The sequence below is a fragment of the Streptomyces sp. NPDC058872 genome (genome assembly GCF_042743065.1).
GTDB lineage: Bacteria > Actinomycetota > Actinomycetes > Streptomycetales > Streptomycetaceae > Streptomyces.
This window is the reverse complement of the sequence record NZ_JBHYMK010000026.1, coordinates 12,084-33,729: the sequence shown is the minus strand read 5'-3', so window position 1 is coordinate 33,729 and position 21,646 is coordinate 12,084. Positions and strand designations below refer to the sequence as shown.

General features: G+C 73.7%; 21 protein-coding genes. 9 read left to right on the top strand and 12 right to left on the bottom strand.

Annotated elements, in window-relative coordinates:
• Positions 1 to 27: 27 nt before the first annotated feature.
• From ACFW22_RS18510 to ACFW22_RS18495, 4 genes are all read right to left on the bottom strand, one after another.
• Positions 28 to 1,050, bottom strand: a complete 1,023-nt coding sequence (locus tag ACFW22_RS18510) for a hypothetical protein (protein WP_386405364.1) — start codon at positions 1,048 to 1,050, stop codon at positions 28 to 30.
• Between the two features lie 5 nt (positions 1,051 to 1,055).
• The gene (locus tag ACFW22_RS18505) at positions 1,056 to 2,420 is read right to left on the bottom strand and encodes an MFS transporter (protein ID WP_386405361.1); all 1,365 of its coding nucleotides are present in this window, start codon (positions 2,418 to 2,420) and stop codon (positions 1,056 to 1,058) included.
• A gap of 104 nt (positions 2,421 to 2,524) precedes the next feature.
• Positions 2,525 to 3,934 (bottom strand): DNRLRE domain-containing protein, encoded by a 1,410-nt coding sequence (locus ACFW22_RS18500; RefSeq protein WP_386405358.1) that lies wholly within the window; start codon positions 3,932 to 3,934, stop codon positions 2,525 to 2,527.
• Between the two features lie 120 nt (positions 3,935 to 4,054).
• A complete protein-coding gene (locus tag ACFW22_RS18495) occupies positions 4,055 to 4,549 on the bottom strand; it encodes an Lrp/AsnC family transcriptional regulator (RefSeq protein WP_386405355.1) in 495 nt (164 codons plus the stop codon).
• A gap of 168 nt (positions 4,550 to 4,717) precedes the next feature.
• On the opposite strand from ACFW22_RS18495, the gene ACFW22_RS18490 reads away from it, so the two are divergent.
• From ACFW22_RS18490 to ACFW22_RS18480, 3 genes are all read left to right on the top strand, one after another.
• On the top strand, positions 4,718 to 5,737 hold the full coding sequence (locus ACFW22_RS18490) for a DMT family transporter (RefSeq protein ID WP_386405352.1): 1,020 nt from the start codon (positions 4,718 to 4,720) through the stop codon (positions 5,735 to 5,737).
• Positions 5,730 to 6,935, top strand: coding sequence for an aromatic amino acid transaminase (locus ACFW22_RS18485; protein ID WP_386405349.1), 1,206 nt, complete (start codon positions 5,730 to 5,732; stop codon positions 6,933 to 6,935). The genes ACFW22_RS18490 and ACFW22_RS18485 overlap by 8 nt, the downstream gene beginning before the upstream one ends.
• A 342-nt stretch (positions 6,936 to 7,277) precedes the next feature.
• Positions 7,278 to 7,976 (top strand): D-Ala-D-Ala carboxypeptidase family metallohydrolase, encoded by a 699-nt coding sequence (locus ACFW22_RS18480; RefSeq protein WP_386405346.1) that lies wholly within the window; start codon positions 7,278 to 7,280, stop codon positions 7,974 to 7,976.
• Between the two features lie 147 nt (positions 7,977 to 8,123).
• On the opposite strand, the gene ACFW22_RS18475 is transcribed toward ACFW22_RS18480, so the two are convergent.
• Entirely contained in the window at positions 8,124 to 9,047 is a 924-nt protein-coding gene (locus ACFW22_RS18475) for an NADP-dependent oxidoreductase (protein ID WP_386405343.1), read from the bottom strand.
• A gap of 130 nt (positions 9,048 to 9,177) precedes the next feature.
• On the opposite strand from ACFW22_RS18475, the gene ACFW22_RS18470 reads away from it, so the two are divergent.
• Entirely contained in the window at positions 9,178 to 10,209 is a 1,032-nt protein-coding gene (locus ACFW22_RS18470) for a GlxA family transcriptional regulator (RefSeq protein ID WP_386405340.1), read from the top strand.
• 235 nt (positions 10,210 to 10,444) lie between these two features.
• The gene (locus tag ACFW22_RS18465; RefSeq protein ID WP_386405337.1) at positions 10,445 to 11,878 is read left to right on the top strand and encodes a lamin tail domain-containing protein; all 1,434 of its coding nucleotides are present in this window, start codon (positions 10,445 to 10,447) and stop codon (positions 11,876 to 11,878) included.
• Between the two features lie 186 nt (positions 11,879 to 12,064).
• Here ACFW22_RS18465 and ACFW22_RS18460 read toward each other — a convergent pair whose 3' ends face one another.
• The 3 genes from ACFW22_RS18460 to ACFW22_RS18450 form a co-directional block, all read right to left on the bottom strand.
• A complete protein-coding gene (locus tag ACFW22_RS18460; protein WP_386405334.1) occupies positions 12,065 to 12,388 on the bottom strand; it encodes a hypothetical protein in 324 nt (107 codons plus the stop codon).
• A gap of 220 nt (positions 12,389 to 12,608) precedes the next feature.
• Positions 12,609 to 13,205, bottom strand: a complete 597-nt coding sequence (locus tag ACFW22_RS18455) for a nucleotidyltransferase domain-containing protein (protein ID WP_386405331.1) — start codon at positions 13,203 to 13,205, stop codon at positions 12,609 to 12,611.
• A gap of 96 nt (positions 13,206 to 13,301) precedes the next feature.
• Positions 13,302 to 14,705 carry a glycosyltransferase 87 family protein gene (locus ACFW22_RS18450; protein ID WP_386405328.1) on the bottom strand — a complete coding sequence of 468 codons (1,404 nt, stop codon included), beginning with the start codon at positions 14,703 to 14,705 and terminating at the stop codon, positions 13,302 to 13,304.
• Positions 14,706 to 14,818: 113 nt separating this feature from the next.
• Between ACFW22_RS18450 and ACFW22_RS18445 the strand changes: the two genes are divergently transcribed.
• Entirely contained in the window at positions 14,819 to 15,988 is a 1,170-nt protein-coding gene (locus ACFW22_RS18445) for a molybdopterin-dependent oxidoreductase (protein WP_386405325.1), read from the top strand.
• Entirely contained in the window at positions 15,988 to 16,410 is a 423-nt protein-coding gene (locus ACFW22_RS18440) for a hypothetical protein (protein WP_386405322.1), read from the top strand. Before ACFW22_RS18445 ends, ACFW22_RS18440 begins: the two co-directional genes overlap by 1 nt.
• Here ACFW22_RS18440 and ACFW22_RS18435 read toward each other — a convergent pair.
• From ACFW22_RS18435 to ACFW22_RS18425, 3 genes are read right to left on the bottom strand one after another with little or no spacing between them, the layout of a single operon-like run.
• Positions 16,383 to 17,042, bottom strand: coding sequence for a class I SAM-dependent methyltransferase (locus ACFW22_RS18435; RefSeq protein WP_386405505.1), 660 nt, complete (start codon positions 17,040 to 17,042; stop codon positions 16,383 to 16,385). The genes ACFW22_RS18440 and ACFW22_RS18435 overlap by 28 nt on opposite strands.
• Before the next feature lie 2 nt (positions 17,043 to 17,044).
• Positions 17,045 to 17,677 (bottom strand): DUF2064 domain-containing protein, encoded by a 633-nt coding sequence (locus tag ACFW22_RS18430; RefSeq protein ID WP_386405319.1) that lies wholly within the window; start codon positions 17,675 to 17,677, stop codon positions 17,045 to 17,047.
• Positions 17,674 to 18,351 (bottom strand): glycosyltransferase family 2 protein, encoded by a 678-nt coding sequence (locus tag ACFW22_RS18425; RefSeq protein ID WP_386405502.1) that lies wholly within the window; start codon positions 18,349 to 18,351, stop codon positions 17,674 to 17,676. The genes ACFW22_RS18430 and ACFW22_RS18425 overlap by 4 nt, the downstream gene beginning before the upstream one ends.
• A 135-nt stretch (positions 18,352 to 18,486) precedes the next feature.
• Here ACFW22_RS18425 and ACFW22_RS18420 point away from each other — a divergent pair, with 135 nt between their 5' ends.
• Positions 18,487 to 19,218: a response regulator transcription factor gene (locus ACFW22_RS18420; RefSeq protein ID WP_386405316.1), complete on the top strand. Its 732-nt coding sequence runs from the start codon at positions 18,487 to 18,489 to the stop codon at positions 19,216 to 19,218.
• Positions 19,215 to 20,327, top strand: coding sequence for a sensor histidine kinase (locus ACFW22_RS18415; RefSeq protein WP_386405313.1), 1,113 nt, complete (start codon positions 19,215 to 19,217; stop codon positions 20,325 to 20,327). Before ACFW22_RS18420 ends, ACFW22_RS18415 begins: the two co-directional genes overlap by 4 nt.
• Before the next feature lie 85 nt (positions 20,328 to 20,412).
• Here the strand turns inward: ACFW22_RS18415 and ACFW22_RS18410 are convergent, their stop codons facing one another.
• Positions 20,413 to 21,474, bottom strand: coding sequence for an NAD-dependent epimerase/dehydratase family protein (locus ACFW22_RS18410; protein ID WP_386405310.1), 1,062 nt, complete (start codon positions 21,472 to 21,474; stop codon positions 20,413 to 20,415).
• Between the last annotated feature and the right edge of the window lie 172 nt (positions 21,475 to 21,646).

Here is a 21,646-nt window from a genome sequence, read left to right as displayed (position 1 = left end):
TGCGGGGCGGTCGTGGCGGGGTCCCCCTCAGCCCGCCGGCAGGACGGCGGGGGAGGCGGCTCCGGGCACCAGGAGGTGGGGTGCGCCCGAGCCGTCGGCGGGGACCGTCCAGACGTCGTTGGTGCCGTCCGGGCGCTGCAGGGCGTACGCGACGGTGGTTCCGTCGAGCCAAGCCGCCTGGTCGTCCACGCTGTGCGTTTCCGCGAGTCGAGTGCGCCGGAGGGTCGCCAGGTCGAGGACGGACACCCGCCAGCCCTTGGCGGGGTCGGCGCCGACCGCCTCCTTGAAGGCGATCCTCCTGCCGTCGGGGGACAGCGACGGGCACTCGACGTTGTCCGCCAGGGTGCGCAGGGTCCCGGCCGTGACGTCCCCCTCCACCAGGGACCGGGTCCCGGCGCTCGACAGCGTGGCGTAGAAGCGGTTGTCGTCGGCGGCGAAGGTCACGCCCCAGACGTTGATGTCCGCGGCACGGTAGCGGCGTCCTTCCCGGAACACCGCGAAGTCCTCCAGGGAGGCGATGACCCGGCCCGTGCGCGTGTCCAGGATTCCGGTCCGGGTCGAGAAGCCGCCACCGGCATAGGAGTCCCCGCCCACGAACAGCGTCCAGGCGACCATGCGGCCGTCGGCCGAGACCCGGGTGCGGTTGGGCAGGCCGGTCAGCGGAACGGTGCGCCGGGTCTTCAGGTGTGCGTCGAGGACCAGGAGCTTCGGCCCGCTGAGTGCTTCGGCCGGTGTCAGACAGGCGGTGGTGCCGCCCGCCGTGTACGCCCGGTCGCAGCGCATCGACGTGACGGTGCGCGGGCCGGACGGGTCGGCGAGGGACACCGTGGACAGCAGCCCGTTGCTCAGCACCCGGAGCTGAGCGCCCGGGCGGCCGACCGCTGCCGGGGCGGCAGCGGCGGCCACCGGATCCCCGGCCTCCGCAGCGGAGCCGGGCGCCGCGTCCTGTCGGGCGCGTACGACGACGGTGGCGGCGAGGGCCGCCAGCAGTACCGCGGCGAGCAGGGTGACCAGGACCTTCACGTGCACGTGTCGGGCGGGGGTGTTCATGGCCTTCATGAGGGGGAGTCGGGCCTTTCGTCCGGGGACCGGGAATCCGTGGAAGCGGCGGGGGAGTCCAGGGGGGCCGGGCCGCCGCCGGCAGCGGGGGAGCCCTCGGGGGGCGGGGCGGCCCGGCGGGACAGGGGAGCGAGGAGGAAGGCCGTCGCCACCCCCACGACGACCACCGCCACCGCGGCGCCCCGGCTCGCCGCTGCCGCGCCCCAGGCCTGCCACGCCGTGCCGAAGAGCACGGACGAGCCGAGGTACGCCAGGGCCTGGCCGCTCTGCACCAGGGCGAGGCCCGTGGTGCGCAGGCGCTCCGGCAGCACGGGGCCCGCGAGGGCCATCAGGACGCCTTCGGTCGAGGCGTAGAACAGGCCGTGGAGGAAGAGGACCGTGACGAGGAGCACGGGACCGTCCAGCGGGCCGTGCAGCAGGAGGTAGACCAGGGCCAGGACGCCGTAGCCGCCGAGCATCACCGGCAGGCGGCCGATCCGGTCGGCCAGTGCGCCGAGCGGGACGGCCAGGAGGAGGTAGGAGAGGCTCGTGCCGACGGCGAGCAGCGGGAACCAGCCGATGGACAGGGACGTGTGCCGCTGCAGCAGCAGGTACACGAAGCCGTCGCCGATCGTGGCCAGTCCCAGGAGGGCGGCGGCACAGACCAGGCGTCGCACCGGGGCCGTGCGCGCCAGCCGGCCCACCGCGCGCAGCGAGACGGTGCCCGCCGGTGGCCGGGCCTCCCTGCGGTCCCGGACGAAGAGGAAGAGGACCAGCACGCCCAGGGCCGCCACGCAGAAGCTGGTGACGAAGACCGCCTCGAAGGACTGGCCGGCCGCCGTGAGCACGGCGAGGGCCGCGAGGGGACCGAGGAAGGCGCCGAAGCCGTCCATGGCGCGGTGCACCCCGAAGGCCCGGCCCAGTGCGTGCTCGGGGGCGGAGAGGCTGATGAGGGCGTCGCGCGGGGCCGTGCGCAGGCCCTTGCCCGCCCGGTCCGCGGTCAGGACGAGGCCCAGCGACGTCACGGAGTTGCCCACGGCCACCAGGCCGAGCTTGGCGAGGGCCGACAGGCCGTATCCCGCTCCGGCGACCGCCTTGCGCCGGCTGACCCGGTCGGCCGCGTAACCGCCGACGATCCTGAGCAGGGCCGTCGCCCCGGTGTTGAGACCGTCGAGGGCGCCGTATGCGACCGGGCTGAGCTGCAGTCCGAGGACGAGGTACAGCGGTAGCACGGCGGTGACCATCTCGGCGGAGACATCGGTGATCAGGCTGACCGTGCCGAGCGCGAGGACGTTCCCCCCGACCACCTTCCAGCGGTCGCGCCGACCGGGCGCCGGGGGGTCGGTCGACAGTTCCGTCCTGCCGATCGTGGAGAGGTACACGGGGGTGACGACCTCCGGGTGAAGGGGCGGGTGTCGGACGCCGTCCGCGCCGCCCGCGGTGCGTGCCGGGCGGTGCGAACGGCGTCCGGGCCGGGCGGACGGGATCAGTGGCAGGTGCCCGTGCCGCTGTCGTTGTACGTCTTGCCCGCCTGCGGCACGAACTCCCAGTCGTAGCTGTTCGCGTGCAGGGTCAGCTTCAGGACGCCGAAGGTGTCGTTGTTGCGGGCCTCGCTGTTGGGCTGGATGGTGCCGAAGCCGTAGAGGCTCGCGCCGCCCATGCCGGCGACGAACTGCCGCAGACCGCGCGCGGTGTCCAGCTGGCCGCCGGGGTTCTGCGGGGCGAAGCGCTCGTACTGGTGGTTGTGGCCGGTCAGGATGACCTCGGCGTCGTAGTCGTACAGCGCCTGGACCAGCGGACCCGTCGAGGTGCTCGGGCCGTGGCTGGAGCTGGAGGTCCAGCGCGGCTTGTGCCAGTACGCCACGGTGCAGGGCTTGTTGCTGGCGGCGAGGTCGGCGCGGAGCCACTGCTCCTGGGCCGACCCGACGGCCATGGAGGTCTCGGAGTTCAGCGAGACCACGTGCCAGTTGCCGAGGTCGTAGGAGTAGTAACCCCGTCCGGACGGACCGGCGTTGGCGCCGAAGTAGTTGTAGTACGCGGATGCGCCGGAGGTGTGGTAGTCGTGGTTGCCCGGTGCCGGTCGGGTGCGGTCCTTGTGGCGGCCCCAGGTGGGCGCGTAGTAGTTCGAGAAGTCCGAGGCGGTGCCGTCGGGGTAGGCGTTGTCACCGGTGGTGAAGACCGTGCCGGATATGCCGTCGAGCAGGTTCGCGGTCGCGGTGTCCCCGGACCCCGAGGTGGCGATGTCGCCCGCGCCGACGAGCACCGGGTCGCCGCTCGGCGGAGTGCTGGTGGTGGAGGTGCTCGGGGTCGGGGTCGGGGTGCCGCCCGTCTCGATCACCAGTTGCGGGGCGGTGGCGCCGGTCTCGCGTGCGTCGTAGTCGGCGCCGTTGCTGCTCGACGAGGTGACGCCGATGGAGAAGGTGCCGTTGCCCGTGACGTACGAGGACACGTCGACCTCGTACCAGGTGTTGCGGGCGACCGAGCCGAGGGTGCCGAGCGTGGCGCCGTCGATGGAGGGCCGGTTGTTGTAGGTGACGGACGTCTCGGACCACGTGGTGGTGGACATCGCACGGAACGTGCCGCCGTTGCTGCTCTCCGCGCCGGACACGTCGTCGACGTGGATCCGGAGCTTCGCGCCGGTCACCTGCTGGGTGACGCCGGAGACGTCGAAGCGCAGCAGCATCTGCTTGACCGGGCTGTTGTCCACGCCGAGCTGCTGCGAGGAGCCGTAGTTCGTGCTGGGGTTCTGGCTGCTGACGTAGGTGTCCGCGGTTGCGGTGAACGTGGTGTCGGCGGCAGCGGCGGTGGGTGCGAGGCCGGTCAGCGCCGTGGCGGCCAGGGTGCCGGTGGCGAGGGTGCCGACGAGGGTCACCATGGTGACCTTCCGACTGGGCATGCCAAACCTTTCGATCGCAGGACGAGGGCGATCGGAAAGTAGGCCCCGCGCGCAGATGCCCGGTGTTGCGGTGGAGTGGACGGGGTGGCGGTTGGATGAACCGCGGGGTGCGGACCCGTCTCAGCCGGCAGCGCCGCCCGCCCGCGAGCCGGACGGGGCGCCCGGGCGCGGGTAGACCCTCGACTGCTTCACGCTGCCGAAGGCGAAGCTGGACTCGATCGAGGCGATGCCCGGAATCGCGTGGATCCGGGTGCGGACGAAGACCTCGTACGCCTCCAGGCTCTCGATGACGACCCGGAGCAGGTAGTCGCTGCTGCCGGCCATCAGGTAGCAGTCCTGGATGTGGTCGATGAGCCCGACGTGCTGCTCGAACACGCCGACCGCCTCGGCCGTGTGGCGCTCCAGGCGGATGCGTACGAAAACGGTGATCGGCAGGCCGAAGGAGACCTGGTCGACGGTGGCCGTGTAGCCGCTGATCAGTCCCGATTCCTCCAGGCGGCGCACCCGGCGGAGGCAGGGGGAGGGGGAGAGCCTGATCCGGTCGGCGAGGTCCTGGTTCGACAGGCGTCCGTCGGCCTGCAACTCGTGGACGATCTGGAAATCCACGGCGTCCATGGGCTCTCTCCGGCTGTTCTTGGCAGATTCTGCCCCCAGGCTATGTCTGGAGGGCAGAACTGGCAATCATCTGCTCCGCTCGAAGTTCTAGCCTTGCTTCCTGGGGCAAAACCGCACATCGGTTCGCCCTGAGGGTTCTGGAAAGACGTCGAGCAGGAGGAACGGGCGGTGGCCGCAACGCAATCGGTGGGGGTGGGTACGGCGGGAACGCCGCACGCGCCCGTGCCTCCCACGACGGGGCACGACGGGGACTCCGCATCCCGTACGCCCGGGACCGGTCCGCTGCGAGGGCTCTCCCCGCAGGCCGTGGGCATGGTCGCCCTGGCGCTCACCGTGTCGGTCTGGGCGGCCTTCGCGCTCAGCGCCCGCGCGCTGAGCGCCTCCACGCTGATGCCGGCCGACGCCGCGCTGTTGCGGTTCGGGGTGCCCCTCGTGGTTCTCGCGCCCGCCCTGTGGCGCCGTAGGCGCAGGCTGCTCGCGGTCCGCCCCGCCCCCGCGATCAAGATCGTTTGCGGTGCCGGGGTCCCGTTCTTCCTCGCCGCCATGTACGGCGGCTCCCTGACCTCCGCCGCGTTCGTCGGGGCGATCGTCCCCGGCATGGTCCCGCTCTTCGTCTCGGGCCTCATGGTCGCGGGCGGCAAGAGCCTTCCACGCGGGACGCAGGCGACCGGCCTCGTCCTCATCGTGGCCGGCGTCGTGGCCCTGGTGTGGCGCTACACCGCCGCCCTCGACGCGGACGTCCTGCTCGGCACGGGAACGCTGCTGGTCGCCAGCGGCCTCTGGGCCCTCTACACCGTGGGGCTGCGGGAGGTGGACCTCGACCCCGTGGGGTCCATCGGGCTGCTCTGCCTGCCCTCCTTCGTGGTCATCGGGCTCCTGGCCCTCACCGGGGTCCTGCCCACCGGCCTGGCCCACGCGGCCGGCGCCGACGTCGTGCTCTTCCTCGTCGTCCAGGGGCTCGGGGTCGGCCTGTGCGCCGGACTGCTGTACGCGTTCGCCATCCGCCGGCTCGGGCCGGAACGCTGCTCCGTCGTCGGAAGCCTCAGCCCCGTCGCCGTCGTCCTGCTCGCCGTTCCCCTCCTCGACGAGGCGCCGACCCTGCCCGTGGTGATCGGGGTCCCCCTCATCACCCTCGGCGTCGCCCTCGCCAACCGACGTACCCAGACCAAGGTGTCCGCCGATGCTTGAGCTGCTCCCCGCCCCGCCCGCCGACCCGCTGTGGGACCTCACGGCCGAGTACGCCGCCGACCCCCGCCCCGAGCGCCTCAACCTCGTCCTCGGCGTCTACCGCGACCACACCGGGATCACCCCCGTCATGGCCGCGGTGAAGGAGGCCGAGATGCTCCTGGCGGAACGCTCCGGCTCCAAGGAGTACCGCGGCCTGTCCGGCAACGCCGCCTTCAACCGGGCCATGCTCGCCACCGTCCTCGACGACGGGTCCCTCACCGCGCGTGCGACGGCCGTCCAGACCGTGGCCGGCACCGGAGCCCTGCGCCTGCTCGCCGACCTCGTGCGGCAGACCCGCCCCGGCACCACGGTGTGGATCAGTGACCCCGCCTACGTCAACCACCGACCCATCATCGAGGGCGCGGGCCTGACCGTGCGTCCGTACCGGTGGCTCGACCCCGCCGGACGGCCGGACGGCGCGGGCATGCTGGACGACCTCCGCCGGGCGGGCCCCGGCGACGTCGTCCTGCTGCAGGGCTGCTGCCACAACCCCACCGGAGCCGATCCCTCCTTCGAGACCTGGGAGGAACTGGCCCGACTCGCCGAGGCGAACGGCTGGGTCCCCTTCGTCGACCTCGCCTACCACGGCCTCGGTGACGGCCTCGACGCCGATCTGCGGCCGACCCGGATGCTGGCCGAAAGGCTCCCCGAGGTGCTGATCGCCGTCAGCTGCTCCAAGAACTTCGGCCTCTACAGCGACCGCACCGGGTGCGCCATCGTGCTCGGCCCCTCGGCGCGGGCGCTCCGGCACGTCGAGACCGCCCTGCAGAACGCCGCGCGCACCCTCTACTCGATGCCCCCGGACCACGGCGCCGCCGTGGTCGCCACCGTGCTGGAGGACGAGCGCCTGCGCACCGTCTGGCGCACCGAACTCGACGTGATGCGCCACCGCATCACCTCCAACCGGACCGACCTCGTCGCCCATGTGGGGGCGCTCGGCCACGAGGAGCAGGCGCAGGCCCTCGCCCGGCAGAAGGGCATGTTCTCGATGCTGCCCCTCACCCCCGAGGCGATGCTCCGGATGCGTCGCCGGTCCGGCATCTACGGCACGACCGCGGGTCGCATCAACATCGCGGGAGTCCCCGCCCACCGGATCCCGTTCCTCGCCCAGGGCATCGCCGAGGCGCTGCGGGCGCCGAGCGCGTCGGAGGTCTGCTGATCCGTGGTGCGGCGGCCGTACGGCCCGTCCGGTGTCCGGTCGACGGCCGTGCGGCCCCGCGGGACGGCCCGTTCTTTGCCGGTCCGGCCCGCACGGCGCGGCCGGACGCCGAACGGTCCGTGCGCGCCGTTGCCGGTGCGGCCAGGGGACGAATGCGGCGCGGGTTTCAGTGGGCCGACAAATGAAGCCCGGACACGCATGGTTGACGCGCGTCGACCCGAGCCGCCAACCTTCGGGGACGGCCCCGTTCCGAGGGCCGTTCCCGGCCCGTTCGGTGATGGAGGTTCGATGCCCGGATCCACCGCCCAGTCCCGGTCCGTACGCCTATTCCTCTCATTTGTCATGCTCTTGTCATCTGTGGTGCTGGGGGTGATGGCGACCGCCGGCACCGCCCGCGCGGACAGCTGCTACACCTGGTCGCGCACCCTCGCGCAGGGAGCCTCCGGCGCCGATGTGAAGACCCTGCAGATCCGTGTCGCCGGCTATCCCGGCTACGGCGCAGTGCTCGACATCGACGGCTCCTACGGTCCCGCCACCGCCGCGGCCGTCAAGCGCTTCCAGTCCGCCTACGGGTTGACCGCCGACGGCATCGCGGGACCCGCGACCTTCAGCAAGATCTACGCACTCCAGGACGACGACTGCACGCCGGCCCACTTCTCCTACGCCGAGCTCAACCGCTGCAACTCCACCTGGGAGGGCGGCGCCGTGAGCGCGGCCACGGCCAAGGCCAACGCGCTGCGCACCATGTGGAAACTGGAGGCCCTCCGTCACGCACTGGGGGACCGGTCCATCACGGTCACCAGCGGCTTCCGCAGCCGGGCCTGCAACGACGCCGTCGGCGGGGCCACGTCCAGCCGGCACCTGTACGGCGACGCCGCCGACCTCGGCGCCGGGCCGCACTCGCTGTGCACGCTCGCCCGCCAGGCCCGCAACCACGGGTTCAGCGGCATCCTCGGCCCCGGCTACCCCGGGCACGGTGACCACACCCACGTCGACCACCGCTCCAGCCGCTTCTGGTCGGCGTCCAGCTGCGGGATCTGAGTCCCCGGAGGCGCCCGGGGGCACCGGACACCGGGCATCGGGCGTCGCCGGTGCCGTGCTGTCGAGCCCCTGTGGTCCGCCGCCGCATCACCGCGTCCCGAACCGTCGGTGACGACCGACGGTTCGGGACGCGGTGCGGGCTGCGCCTCAGACCACCGTCAGGACGATCTTTCCGGTGGTGCGCCCCTGCTCGCCGATCTCGTGCGCCTTCGCCGCCTCGGCCAGCGGCAGCACCGCGTCGACCACCGGGCGCAGGGCGCCCCGGTCCACCAGGGCGGCGATCTCGCGCAGTCCCAGGTGGTCGGGCTCGACCAGCATCCACAGCGCCCGCACCGCGTCAGGCGCACCGGGTACGTCGTCCGGCCCCGGCAGGGTGACCAGTCGGCCGCCGGGCCGGAGCACCTTCAGGGAGCGTTCGGCCGTCTCGCCCCCGAGGCCGTCCAGCACGACGTCGACGTCGGATGCGGCGTCCTCGAAGCGCTCCGTGCGGTAGTCGATCACCTCGTCCGCACCCAGCCCGCGCACCAGGTCGTGCTTGGCGGCGCTGGCGGTGCCGATGACGTACGCGCCCCGGGCCTTCGCGATCTGCACGGCGAAGTGGCCCACGCCGCCGGCCGCCGCGTGCACCAGTACGCGTTCCCCGGGACGCACGTCCGCCGTGTCGACCAGGGCCTGCCACGCGGTCAGTGCGGCGAGCGGCAGGGCCGCTGCCTCCACGTGCGTCAGGGAGGAGGGCTTGGGGGCGAGGTGCCGGGCCGGGGCCACCACGTATTCGGCGTAACCACCCGCCTGTCGGGGGAAGAGCGGCATCCCGAAGACCTCGTCACCGGGGCGGAACGCGCCGACGCCGGGGCCCACGGCCGCCACGGTGCCGGAGACGTCCCAGCCGACGACCGGCACGTCGCCCCAGGCGACGAGGGCCCCACTGGCGCGGGTCTTCCAGTCCACCGGGTTGACCCCGGCCGCGTGCACCCGCACCAGCACTTCGTTCAGGCCCGGCTCCGGCCGCTCCACCTCGCGCTCGACCAGGTTCTCGGGCCCGCCCCACTGCTCCACGACCATCGCGCGCATGTTCTCTCCGCCTCGTTCCGTTTCGATCCGTGTCCCGCCGGAACCCTTCCGGTGGCGACACGGAAGACGATCCGCCCACCCGTCCCTCCGCGGTGTTGGCCGTTTGGTCATGATGTGACAGGATCTGGCCATGACGGATGTGCGGGACGCGGTGGCGGACGGCGAGCGGGTCGGGGACGACCCCCGTGAGCCGCAGCGCAGGCACCGCATTGCGGTGCTGGCCCTGCCGGGCGTGCCCCCCTTCGAGCTCGGCATCCCCTCCCGCGTCTTCGGCAGCGTGGCGGACGCCGAGGGACGGCCCCTGTACGAGGTCGTCGTGTGCACCGCCGACGGCGGCCCCGTCCTCAGCGACGCCGGATTCGTCGTCCAGCCCGCGGCCGGCCCCGAGGCCCTCGCCGCCGCCGACACGGTGATCATCCCGCCCACACACGCCATGCCCGAGCTCGCCGGGGGCGGCCCGCTGCCGCCGGAGGTCGACGCGGCGATCGCCGGCATCCGTCCCGGAACCCGATTGGTGTCCATCTGCTCCGGCTCGTACGTCCTGGCCGCCGCCGGACTGCTCGACGGGCGGCCGGCCACCACCCACTGGAACCTGGCTCCGGAGTTCCGTCGCGCCTACCCGGAGGTCAAGGTCGACGAGGAGGTGCTCTTCGTCGACGACGGCGATGTGCTCACCTCCGCCGGTGTGGCCGCCGGCGTCGACCTCTGTTTGCACATGATCCGCCGGGACCACGGCGCCGCGGCTGCCAACCGGGCCGCCCGCATCTGCGTCGTGCCCCCGTGGCGCGACGGCGGGCAAGCCCAGTTCATCGACCGGCCGGTACCCGAGCCCACCCTCTCCAGTACCACTGCCACCCGCGCGTGGGCCCTGGAGCACCTCGACGAACCGCTGCCCCTGGGCAAGCTCGCCGAACACGCGCGGATGAGCCTGAGGTCCTTCACCCGCCGTTTCCGCGACGAGGTGGGCATGACCCCCGGGCAGTGGCTCACCGCGCAACGGCTGGAACTCGCGAAGCAGCTGCTGGAGACCACCGACCTCTCCATCGACCTGGTCGCCCACCGGGCGGGACTCGGCTCGGGCAACTCGCTGCGCGCCCACATGAAGTCGTCCTTCGGGATCTCGCCCGCCGCCTACCGCCGGACCTTCAGCTCCGCGGCCTGAGGGCCGCCCCGCGGACGTCCCCCGGCCCGCAGTCCTCGTCGACCGGTGCCCCCGGCGCCCGTACCGACGACGTCCGGACGGGCGGGGCCGCTCGCGCCCCCTCCCCAGAGCGGCCGACCCGTCGTTCGGCACGCGTTCACCCGGCGACCGGGCCGATGCCCAACGCCGTTCGGCGTCGGCCGGAACCCTCGTCTCGCCCAGACACCGCTCCCCTCCTCCTCCCAGGACGGACACCGTGCCCGAAGTACGTGCTCCCCGCGGGCGTCGTCGCCCCGCCCCCCTTCGCACCGCACCGCTCCGCCTCGCCGTGGTCGGCTCCGTGACGGCCGCCGCCGCCGTGCTCGCGCCCGCGGCACACGCGGCCCCGGCGGACGACGTCCGCATCAACGAGGTGGTGACGACCGGCCAGGTGAACGACTCGATCGAGCTGTTCAACAAGGGAACGGCCGCCGTGGACATCTCCGGCTGGATCCTCAAGGACGAGAAGAACGGCTCGAAGTTCACCGTGCCGGCCGGCACGACGCTCGCCGCGGGCGCCGTCCGCGCCTTCGACGTCTCCGGCTCGTTCGGCCTCGGCTCCAACGACAAGGCCCGCCTCTACCTGCCCGGCGGCGGCACCCTGGTCGACAGCTTCGCCTGGAGCAGCCACTCCGCTCCGTCCTGGTCCCGCTGCCCCGACGGCACCGGGTCCTTCGGCCAGGCGCCCCTGACCCTCGGCGCGTTGAACGACTGCGGCGACGGCACGGCCCCCGAGGCCTGGCCCGGCGGCAGCTCCGTGGCGACGGCCGACGGCTCCCACGTCATCGGCCCGGACCTCAGCGGTCTGTACGAGGAGGGCTCCGTGCTGTGGGGGGCCCAGAACTCGGGCAGGCTGTGGCGTCTGGTCCGTGACGGTTCGGGAGGTTGGCAGCCGGACACCACGAACGGCTGGACCTCCGGAAAGTCCCTGCGCTTCCCCGGCGGCACCGGTGCGCCCGACAGCGAGGCGGTGACGCTGACCGCCGCGGGCGCCGCTGGAGGCGCGTACGTCGCGAGCGAACGCAACGGCGACGCGTCCGGCACCAGCCGCCTGTCGGTGCTCCGCTACGACGTCACCAACGGCAGCGGCACCAGCCTGACGGCCACGAAGGAGTGGAACCTGACCGCCGGCCTGCCCGCCGTGGGCTCCAACGCCGGCTTCGAGGCCATCACCTGGATCCCCGACGCCACCCTCACCACCGCGGGGTTCGAGGACGAGTCGACCGGGGCGGCCTACGATCCCGACCGCTTCGGCGCGCACACCGGCGGCGTCTTCTTCCTCGGCGTCGAGGGCACCGGATCGGTCCACGGCTACGTGCTCGAGGACGGCGGCGCCGCCACCCGGGTCGCCACGATCGCCAGTGGCATGTCCGGCGTGATGGAGCTCCAGTGGGAACCGCAGGCCGCGCGCTTGTGGGTGGTGTGCGACGACACCTGTTCCGGCCAGCACCGGACCATGCGCATCGACGCCGACGGCGCCTTCGCCCTGGCCGCCGTCCACGAGCGCCCGAGCGGCATGCCCGACCTGAACAACGAGGGCTTCGCGCTCGCCGCGGCCGAGGAGTGCACCGGTGGCACCAAGCCCGTCTACTGGGCCGACGACGGCAACACCGGCGGCCACGCGATCCGCAGGGGCACCGTCGACTGCTGAGCGGGGGCGGATCGCCGACCGGGCGGGACCGGGGGCGTCCGACAACGGCCACGACCGGTGTCGGACGCCCCCGCCGTACCGGTCACCACCTGCACCGGAGGAAGTGACGGCCGGTCATCGTCCGCTGTTCCTGGCGTCGGCCGGGCCGACGGCGGCGGATGACTCGCAGGCGGTGGCCGGGGCGCGTCACAGACCGGGGATCCCGTAGGCCATGAGCATGAACGCCAGGGGAAAGCCCACTGCGGTGAGGCCTCCCAGTGCGCCCGGCCGGGTGTGGGGGTCCAAGAACGCCGCCACGAGGAGCAGCACGGCGGCCGGAGCGAACAGGAACATCCCCACCGCGAGGCCGACGACCGACCAGGCCAGCAGGCCCGTTCCGAGGGCGAGGGACACCCAGGCGAAGGTCCGCGGTGCCCATCGGAGACAGGGCGGGAGGAGCACCGGGAGGGCGGTCAGGAAGAAGAGGCCTCCGAGCACGGTCGGCAGGCCGATGATCAGAGCCGGCGCCATCGATACGGCCGCGGCTACCGCAAGCGCGGATTGTCCCGTGAGGACCGATTGCCTTTCCAAGACCCACCCCGTTGATGGAACGCGTTCAATGTGAACGCGTTCAAAATATCGGTCCTCGGGGTCCTTGCCAAGCTCCGCCTCCTCGCGCCCGCGGCAGCGGGCCATCCCCGCACCGGCGGGGGAGCGCACCGGCCCTCCCCGCACCGGTGCCCCTTCCCGTTCACGTTCGACGAACCGGAAGCAGCCGCCGGAGCCAGGGGTGGTGGGGTTCGACCACCCCGATGGCCCCCACCAGCCAGGCGCGCGCCGCGGCGTCGAGCAGCGGCAGCACGGCTTCGAAGTCGATCTCGTCCTTGTCCCGGGGGGCCTTCGCCTTGTAGAAGAGCTGCACCTCGGGTGCGAGGTACGGGATGCCCGTCCCGTTGGTCCGCCCGACCCGGTCGATCGGAAGCCGGACCTCCGGGGTGCGCCGCGAAACCCACCAGGAGCCCTCGGCCTCGTCCAGCATCAGTTGCACCGACCAGGGTGCCTCCGGTGTCCGACGGCACCAGACGTCGTGGAGCGGCGGTCGGAGGACTTCTCCCGGGTGCCACGGCCGCAACTCCCCCCGACCGGGCGGATCCGCCACGTACAGGTCCCAGTCGGCCAGCGCCGCACGCACCGGGGCCTGGTCGCGCCGGAGGACGAGGACGTCGAGGTCCCCGTGCCCGCGCAACTCCCGGCCCACCGCGAGTTCGATCGCGCAACCACCGGCGATCCACCACGGGAAGTCCGCCCGGGCGAAGAGCAGGGCCATGGCCTCGGGACGATCGGGCATCCAGCGTTCTCGCGCGTCAGGGCTCACCCCCCTGGTGATCCCACCGTGCGCGCGGCGGGAAACGCGGCCGGCCCTCGGCGAGGGCGTCCTCCGCGTTCAGGAAGCGGAGCCGCTGACGGGCGCCTCCTCCGCCCGACCGTCGGGGGACACGAGCCGTTTGCCCGGGGTGCGGGCCCCCGGGCGGCGCAGCCACAGGCCCGCACACACGGCCAGGGCGGCCGCTCCGTAGGCGAACGTGGCGACGCCGTAGCCCACCACCGGGCCGGCCACATAGGCGACCGCGCCGGCGAGGGCGATCCCGAGCCACTCCGCGCGGCCGTCGAGCGCGACGAGCGCGACCAGCAGGAGCGCGTACCAGGAGTAGCCGGGGGTCAGCAGGAGGAAGGCCGCCCCCGTGGTGTGCAGGGCGCCGCGCCAGGGGCGTTCGGGATCGCCGCGCCACCACACCGCGAGCGCCACCACCGTCACGACCAGCAGGACGGCGGGGAGCGCCCAGGAGTCGGGCAGCACGAGCCGGAGCAGGGCGTAGCGTCCGCCGGCCCCCGCGTCGTCGTATCCCTCCTCCTCCGTGTAGCCGCTGAGGTAGCCGAGGACGGAGTCGTGGGACAGCAGCACGTACGGGAGGTACACCAAGCCGACGACGGCCACGGTCGGAGCGACGACCGTCAGCAGGGCACGGGGCCGGCGCAGACCGGAGACGGCGCCCGGGAGCAGCACGGCGGGCAGCAGTTTGGCGGCGATCGCGAGGCCGAGCAGGACGCCGCCGGTCACCCGCCGCCGGGCGACGACGGCGAGGGCGGCGACCGAGAACAACACGGCGAGGACGTCGACGTGGGCGTTGTTGACGGCCTCGACGGGGACGGCCGGGCACCAGGCCCAGAGGGCGGCCTGCCGGGGATCTCCCCGCCGGCGCAGGACGCCGACCAGCAGGCCGGTCACCGCGAGGGACAGGACGGCGGCACCGGCCTGGAGGGCCTTGTGGCGGCTGTCGGCCGGTGAGAGGGCATGGACCAGGAGGAACCAGCCCTCGGCGACGGGCGGATAGATCGTGTGGACGGTCGGCCGGTTGATCCGGGTGCAACCGCCGTCGGGCAGCGAAGCGAGGTTCCGGCCGTGTGCGCAGGCGGCACGGTCGGGGAAGAGCCAGTCGTCGCGCAGCCGGTCCAGTGCCGGGGCGGCGGGTGCGTGGTCGTACGGGGAGATGCCGGCGGCCTGCACCCGACCGTCCCAGGCGTACCGGTAGGAGTCCGTGCTCGTGCGGGGCGCCGCCACCAGCCCGGTGGCGGTGACGGCGACCGCCCCCGCGAGCACGAGCGGGACCACCGCGCGCACCGGGACCCGGCGCAGGGCGACCAGGGCAACGGCGAAGAGCGCCCAGCAGCCCGCGTACCCCGTCACCAAGGCGCCCCCGGAGGCGTTTTCGTGGAGCAGGGCGGTCAGGACCGCGGTCAGGACGGCGAGCAGCAGGGCGGTGACGAGGACCGGACGGGCACGAAGCATGGGCGCAGCCTGGCAGTGCACACGGCCGTACGGCGGGCGACCCGTCGCGGCGTTCGGGTTTCGTAAGGTGTCGGACCGTCCACGGGGCCTTCCGCGGCGGTGTCATGGACGGCATGAGCTTCCGCATCCCCAGACCGCCCCGGATCGTTCCGTCCGAGCTACGGCCACCCGCCTTCACCGGCCGTCTGCACGACGCACGGACGGCGACCGCCGTGGGCCGTTGGCTCGGCGCGGCCTTCGCCGTCTGCTTCCTGACCGGCCTCATCAGCCACTACCTCCAGCATCCGCCGGACTGGCTCGCGAACCACCTTCCGGCCCGACCCGCATGGGGCTACCGGCTCACCCAGGGGCTGCACGTCGCCAGCGGTCTCGCGGCGATCGCGCTGCTGCTGGTGAAGCTCTGGACGGTCTACCCGCGGTTGTTCGTCTGGCCGCCGTTGCGGTCCGTGCGGCACGCGCTGGAGCGGCTCTCCGTCGCGGTCCTGGTCGCCTCGGCCGTGTTCCAGGTCCTGACCGGTCTGCTCAACATCGTCCAGTGGTACCCGTGGCCCTTCTCCTTCGTCCCGGTGCACTTCGCGGTCGCCTGGGTCGTGGCCGGCTCGATCCTCCTGCACGTCGCGGTCAAGGCCCCCGAGATCTCCGCCCACTGGAGCAGGCGGTCGAAGGGGACCCTCGCCCTGCCCGCCGAGGACGTGTCCGACCGCCGCTCCCTCCTCCTCGGCATGGGAGCGGCCGTCGGAGTGGTCACGCTGACGACGGTGGGACAGTCCTTCACCCCGCTGAAGACCTTCGACCTGCTCGCCCCCCGGCATCCGGACCACGGACCGCAGGGGCTACCGGTGAACCGGACCGCCGCCGCGGCCGGCATCTCGGCACCGGCCTTGCGGACCTGGCGCCTCGACGTCGTGGGGCCCCGCCCGTACGCCCTCACCCTCGATGACCTGTACGCGATGCCCCCGGCCACCTCCGACCTGCCGATCGCCTGCGTCGAGGGCTGGAGCGTCCAGGCCCGCTGGGCCGGGGTCCGGGTGCGGGACCTGGTGGCCCGAGCGGGGGGACGGCCGGGCCGGGACGCCGTGCGCGTCACCTCGCTGGAGGCGAGCGGCGCCTACCGGGTGATGGAGATGGGCACGGAGTACGTCGACGACCCGCTCACGCTCCTCGCCCTCACCCTCAACGGGCAGCAGCTCTCCCTCGACCACGGCTTCCCGGCGCGGATCATCGCCCCCAACCGCCCCGGAGTGCTGCAGACCAAGTGGGTGCACCGTCTGGAGGTGCTGTGATGACGACGGCGAAAGCACTGCGCTACACGGCCGGCGGGTTCGGGCTCGTGCTGATCGGCATCGGCGCCTGGCTGGTGGTGCGCCAGCCGGGCCCGGCCGGCGTCCTGCTGTGGCTCGCCGGAGCGCTCCTGCTGCACGACGCGATCATCGCCCCGCTGGTGCTCGCCGTCGGGCTACTGCTCGTCGGACGCCACCAGCGGGGAGTGCTGCGCGGGGCGCTGATGGTGGCGGGGAGCCTGATCCTCGTCACGCTGCCCGCGTTGGTCCGCCCGGGAGAGCCCCCCAGCTCCTCTTCCCTGCCCCTGCCGTACGGGCGGAACCTCGTGATCGTCCTGGCAGCCGTGGCCGCGGTGGCCGGAGCGGTCGTCCTCGTACGGTGGTGGCGGGTGCGTCCTCACCGGAGCCGGCGGGCGGACGACTGACGGGTGAGGGCCGCGAAGCGGCGGCCCCCGCTGTCCCACTGCTCGGTCACCGTCCAGCCCGCGGCGGCTGCGTGCACGGTGAGCGCCGGAATGCCGACACGGGCCCAGCGGAACGGCGCGCCCAGACCGCCCCGGCCGTCGTCCACCCGCACCTCGCAGCGTTCGTCGACGTCCACCGGCACGCATTCCGCAATGACCCGGCCGGATCGTGACACCACCCGCACCAGCCGCCGCAGCAGGGCCGCCGGGTCCCCGCCGATGCCGATGTTCCCGTCGATGAGCAGGGCCGTGCCCCAGCGGCCTTCGCCCGGCAGGGGGTCGAAGACGGAACGGCACAGGGCCGTCGCCCCGAGCCCGATGGTGCGGGCGACCGCCTCCGGGCTGATGTCGACGCCCAGCGCGCGGCGCCCCTCGGCGGCGAGCGCGGCGACCAGCCGTCCCGGTCCGCAGCCGACGTCGAGCACCGGCCCGTGACAGCGGCCCAGGACGGAGCGGTCCGCACGATCGGGCGCCTCGCACCAGCGCTCGACCTCCAGGGGGAGGAGCCATCCGTCGTGGCGGCGCAGGAAGAGCGGTCCCTGCCCGGTGCGCAGGGCATCGGCGTACGGGTCGGCACGCCAGGCCGTCGTCATGGTCACGCGCCCGCTCCGGCCGGCGTCGCGGTCAGCGCACCGTGCAGCGCCGCGAAACGGGTGTCGGGGGCCTCGGCCGCAACGAGGGCCGCGTCCTCGGCGGTGTCCACGTCCCGCAGGACGGGCAAGGCACCGATCCGCAGCCCGGCCGCGCGCAGCCGCGCGCGTTGGACGGAGCCGGTGTCGGACCGGGACATCGGAACGCCGAGCAGGAGGGCGGGATCGGGGGAAGCGAGGCCGAGGGCCCAGAAGCCGCCGTCCGACGCGGGGCCGAACCAGGCGTCGTGCTCCTCCCAGCACAGGGCCGGGGCCAGGACGGCAGGGGTGACCTGCGGGGTGTCCATCCCGATGAGCAGGGCAGGACCGTCGAACGCGGCGAACGCGGCGGCGAGGCGCACGTCGAGGCCGCCCGCCACCTGGGGGAGGAGTCGGAACCCCGACGGCAGCCAGGCGCCGGGCCGTCCGTCGAGGACGAGGACGTGCCGGTCGGCGGGGACCTCGAGGGCCGCGGCGAGCGTGTCGCCGAGCGCCGCCTCGGCGAGGGAGGCGGCCTCCGCCGGAGTGAACGGGGGAGTGAGACGGGTCTTCACCCGACCGGGCAGCGGCTGCTTGGCGATGACGAGGAGCGTCGTCACGGGCGCTCACCGCCGACCAGTGCCGGCTCGTCCAGGACGCGGCGCATGTCGTGCACGGCCTGCCAGGTGCCCCGCCACGTTCCGGTGACCTTGGACCGCCCGGAGCGCGGCCGGTACGGCACGTCCACTTCCCGCACGCGCCAGCCCGCGTCGGCGGCCCGCACGACCATCTGGAGCGGGTAGCCGCTGCGCCGGTCCGTCAGGTCCAGCGACAGCAGGGCCTCGCGCCGGGCGACCCGCATCGGCCCGAGGTCGCGCAGCACCAACCCCGTCCTGCGCCGCAGCAGGCCGGACAGCGCGAGGTTCCCGGCCCGGGCGTGGGCGGGCCACGCGCCGCGCTCGGTGGGGCGCCGTCGGCCCAGGACGAGGTCGGCCGAGCCGTCGGCCACGGAACGCAACAGATCGGGCAGCAGGCCGGGGTCCAGGGAGGCGTCGCAGTCGCAGAAGCAGACGAACTCGGCGTCGGAGGCGAGCAGCCCGGCGTGGCAGGCGGAGCCGAAACCACGACGGGGCTCGTGCACGACGGTGGCGCCGAGGCCGGCCGCGAGCGCGGCGGAGCCGTCGGTGGAGCCGTTGTCGACGACGATCGCCCGCCAGCCGGCGGGGATGCGGGCCAGCACCCAGGGCAGGGCCTCGGCTTCGTCGAGGCAGGGAAGGACGACATCTGCGGTCATGGGGATCACGGCTCTCACCGTAGGAACTGCGGGGCGCTCCGGGGCCGTGTAAGTCCTTACGAAACGCGGACGCCGTGCGACGTGCGCCCGGATGGCCGTGGCCCTCCGGCGGGGGCTGATGCGAGGCTGGGGCCCATGAGTGAGCGCAGCGCCCCCCACGAGACCGCCCGGATCCTGGTGGTGGACGACGACCCGACGGTCGCCGAGGTCGTCACCGGTTATCTGGAGCGGGCGGGATTCATCGCCGAACACGCGGCCGACGGCGTCGACGCCTTGCGCCGGGCCGGGGAGCGGTGGCCCGACCTCGTCGTCCTCGATCTGATGCTGCCGGGGCTGGACGGCCTCGAGGTGTGCCGCCGGCTGCGGACGGCGGGCCCCGTTCCGGTGATCATGCTGACCGCGCGGGGCGACGAGGAGGACCGGGTCACCGGGCTCGAGGTGGGCGCGGACGACTACGTCACGAAGCCGTTCAGTCCGCGTGAGCTCGTGCTGCGCGTCGGGTCCGTGCTGCGCCGCAGCCGTGCGGCGCTTCCCGAGGCGCACCGCGGGGTGCTGCGCGCCGGTGGCCTGTCCGTCGACCCCGCCACCCGCAGGGCCACCCGGCACGGTGGCGAACTCGCGCTCACCCTGAGGGAGTTCGACCTGCTCGCGTACTTCCTCGAGCACCCCGGCGCGGCACACAGCAGGGAGGAGCTGATGCGCCGGGTGTGGGGCTGGGACTTCGGTGACCTGTCCACCGTCACCGTGCACGTCCGCCGACTGCGCGCCAAGATCGAGGACGATCCGGCGCGGCCGTCACTGATCCAGACCGTGTGGGGCGTCGGCTACCGCTTCGAACCCGCGCACGCGGAGGGCGGCACGGCATGAAGGACATCCTGCTCATCGCCGCGTTCGCGCTGGCCGGGGCCGCCTGCGCGGGACTGGTCGGGGCGGTCGTGCTCCGTCTGGTCCGCCACCGCTCGGTCGTCGTCTCCCTGGCCGTCGTCGCCTCCGTGACCGTGACGGCGATGCTCGCCGGCACGCTGGCCGTCGCCCAGGCGATGTTCCTGTCCCCGCACGACCTGTGGGTGGTCACCGTGGTCGTCGCCATGGCCGCCCTGGTGTCCCTGTGCACCGCCCTCGTCCTCGGCCGGTGGGTGGTGGCCCGCAGCCGTGCGCTCACCCGGGCCGCTCGGGACTTCGGCGACGGGGGCAGCTTCGCCGCGCCCGACGGGGCCGCCACCGCCGAGCTCGCCGCGCTCACCCGTGAGCTGGCCGTCACCAGCGCCAAGCTCGACGCGTCCCGGCGCCGTGAGCGTTCCCTGGAGGCGTCCCGTCGGGAGCTCGTCGCCTGGATCTCCCACGACCTGCGCACCCCGCTCGCCGGGCTGAGGGCCATGGCGGAGGCCCTGGAGGACGGGATGGCCGCGGACCCCGCCCGCTACCACCGCCAGATCCGCACCGAGGTCGAACGCCTCACCGGCATGGTCACCGACCTCTTCGAGCTCTCCCGCATCCACGCCGGAGCGCTGGCCCTCAGCCCCAGCCGCATCTCGGTGTACGACCTGGTCGGCGACGCCATGAGCGGCGCGGACCCGCTCGCCCGTGAGCACGGGGTCCGGCTGGTGGGCGCGGAGGTCGAGGCGGTCCCCGTCGAAGTGGACGGCAAGGAGATGACGCGCGTGCTGGCCAACCTCCTCGTCAATGCGATTCGGCACACCCCCACCGACGGCACGGTCGCGGTGGCCGCCGAGCGCAAGGACGGAGCCGTCGTCCTCTCCGTCACCGACGGCTGCGGCGGCATCCCGGACGAAGACCTGCCCCGTGTCTTCGACACCGGCTGGCGCGGCACCGAAGCCCGTACCCCGCCCGCCGGAGCCGGATTGGGCCTCGCGATCGTCCGGGGCATCGTCGAGGCCCATGCGGGCCGGGCGGAGGTGCACAACGTGCCCGGCGGCTGCCGCTTCGAGGTCACGCTGCCCGCGGCGGCGGGCTGATCCGCTCCACCCGACGGACGAGGGTCGGGCGGGAGACCCCGGGGGGCCGTTCCTCCGCGGTCGTGCCGCCCGCCCCGTGCCGCCGTCAGCCGACCGCGGCCGAGGCCCGTTGCCCCGCCCGGGCGAACTCCGCCATGCCCTCCGTGAAGCCGGTCTCCGGGCGCCAGCTGAGGTCGCGCCGCAGTCGCGACGAGTCCGCGGTGATGTGCCGTACGTCCCCGAGCCGGAACTCCCCGGTCACCACGGGCTGTGGGCCGCCGTGCGCCAGGGCCAGTGCCGCCGCCATCTCTCCCACGGTGTGCGGGGTTCCGCTCCCCGCGTTGTACGCGGTGAGGGTGCCCGCCGGTAGCCCGTCGGCGGCCTCCAACACCCGTACGTTGGCCGCCGCCACGTCCCTGACGTGGACGAAGTCCCGGCGCTGACCGCCGTCCTCGAAAACGCGGGGGGCCTCTCCGCGGGCCAGGGCGGAACGGAACAGGGAGGCCACCCCCGCGTACGGGGTGTCGCGCGGCATCCCCGGCCCGTACACATTGTGGTACCGCAGCGAGACCGCCGTTCCGCCCACCGCGCGGGCCCACGCCGCCACCAGGTGTTCCTGGGCCAACTTGGTCGTCGCGTACACGTTGCGGGGGTCGCTCGGGGCGTCCTCGTCGACCAGGCCCGGGACGAGCCCGGCGCCGCACGTGGGGCAGCGCGGCTCGAAGAACCCCGCCGAGAGGTCCTCGGGGCGGCGCGGCCCGGGACGGACCAGCCCGTGCCGGGGGCAGTCGTACCGCCCCTCCCCGTAGACCACCATCGAGCCGGCGAGGGCGAGTCGACGCACCCCGGTCTCCGCCATCGCCGCGAGCAGGACGGCCGTGCCGAGGTCGTTGCAGCTCACGTATGCGGGGGCGTCCGCGAAGTCCTTGCCCAAGCCGACCATGGCGGCCTGGTGACAGACGGCGTCGATCCCGTGCAGGGCCGCCCGCACGCCCGCGGCGTCCCGGACGTCCACGGGGAGGAACTCCGCCGGTGGCGGCTCCGGGGCGGTGGGGTGTGCACTGGGCAACAGTGCGTCCAGCACGACCGGCTCGTGGCCGGCCGCCTGCAGCGAGCCGATGATGTGCGAGCCGATGAAACCGGCTCCTCCGGTGACGAGTACGCGCATGCACGCGACGCTACGGACCGGTGCCCCCCGACGGTGCCGTCCGCGCCGGTCCGTAAGACTTCCGTCATCCCGGCGGGGGCACCCGCTCCTCGACCCCGCCCCCCCCGGGGGGGCGATCCGAAGGCGTAAGACTTCCGTCATCGGGCCGGGCCTACCGGGACCCGGCGCCTTC

Coding starts and splice junctions, on each gene's coding strand:
- ACFW22_RS18510 (WP_386405364.1), bottom strand. CDS start 1,050: ATGAACACCCCCGCCCGACACGTGCACGTGAAGGTCCTGGTCACCCTG.
- ACFW22_RS18500 (WP_386405358.1), bottom strand. CDS start 3,934: ATGCCCAGTCGGAAGGTCACCATGGTGACCCTCGTCGGCACCCTCGCC.
- ACFW22_RS18495 (WP_386405355.1), bottom strand. CDS start 4,549: ATGGACGCCGTGGATTTCCAGATCGTCCACGAGTTGCAGGCCGACGGA.
- ACFW22_RS18485 (WP_386405349.1), top strand. CDS start 5,730: ATGCTTGAGCTGCTCCCCGCCCCGCCCGCCGACCCGCTGTGGGACCTC.
- ACFW22_RS18480 (WP_386405346.1), top strand. CDS start 7,278: ATGCTCTTGTCATCTGTGGTGCTGGGGGTGATGGCGACCGCCGGCACC.
- ACFW22_RS18475 (WP_386405343.1), bottom strand. CDS start 9,047: ATGCGCGCGATGGTCGTGGAGCAGTGGGGCGGGCCCGAGAACCTGGTC.
- ACFW22_RS18470 (WP_386405340.1), top strand. CDS start 9,178: ATGACGGATGTGCGGGACGCGGTGGCGGACGGCGAGCGGGTCGGGGAC.
- ACFW22_RS18460 (WP_386405334.1), bottom strand. CDS start 12,388: ATGGCGCCGGCTCTGATCATCGGCCTGCCGACCGTGCTCGGAGGCCTC.
- ACFW22_RS18455 (WP_386405331.1), bottom strand. CDS start 13,205: ATGCCCGATCGTCCCGAGGCCATGGCCCTGCTCTTCGCCCGGGCGGAC.
- ACFW22_RS18450 (WP_386405328.1), bottom strand. CDS start 14,705: ATGCTTCGTGCCCGTCCGGTCCTCGTCACCGCCCTGCTGCTCGCCGTC.
- ACFW22_RS18445 (WP_386405325.1), top strand. CDS start 14,819: ATGAGCTTCCGCATCCCCAGACCGCCCCGGATCGTTCCGTCCGAGCTA.
- ACFW22_RS18440 (WP_386405322.1), top strand. CDS start 15,988: ATGACGACGGCGAAAGCACTGCGCTACACGGCCGGCGGGTTCGGGCTC.
- ACFW22_RS18435 (WP_386405505.1), bottom strand. CDS start 17,042: ATGACGACGGCCTGGCGTGCCGACCCGTACGCCGATGCCCTGCGCACC.
- ACFW22_RS18425 (WP_386405502.1), bottom strand. CDS start 18,351: ATGACCGCAGATGTCGTCCTTCCCTGCCTCGACGAAGCCGAGGCCCTG.
- ACFW22_RS18420 (WP_386405316.1), top strand. CDS start 18,487: ATGAGTGAGCGCAGCGCCCCCCACGAGACCGCCCGGATCCTGGTGGTG.
- ACFW22_RS18415 (WP_386405313.1), top strand. CDS start 19,215: ATGAAGGACATCCTGCTCATCGCCGCGTTCGCGCTGGCCGGGGCCGCC.
- ACFW22_RS18410 (WP_386405310.1), bottom strand. CDS start 21,474: ATGCGCGTACTCGTCACCGGAGGAGCCGGTTTCATCGGCTCGCACATC.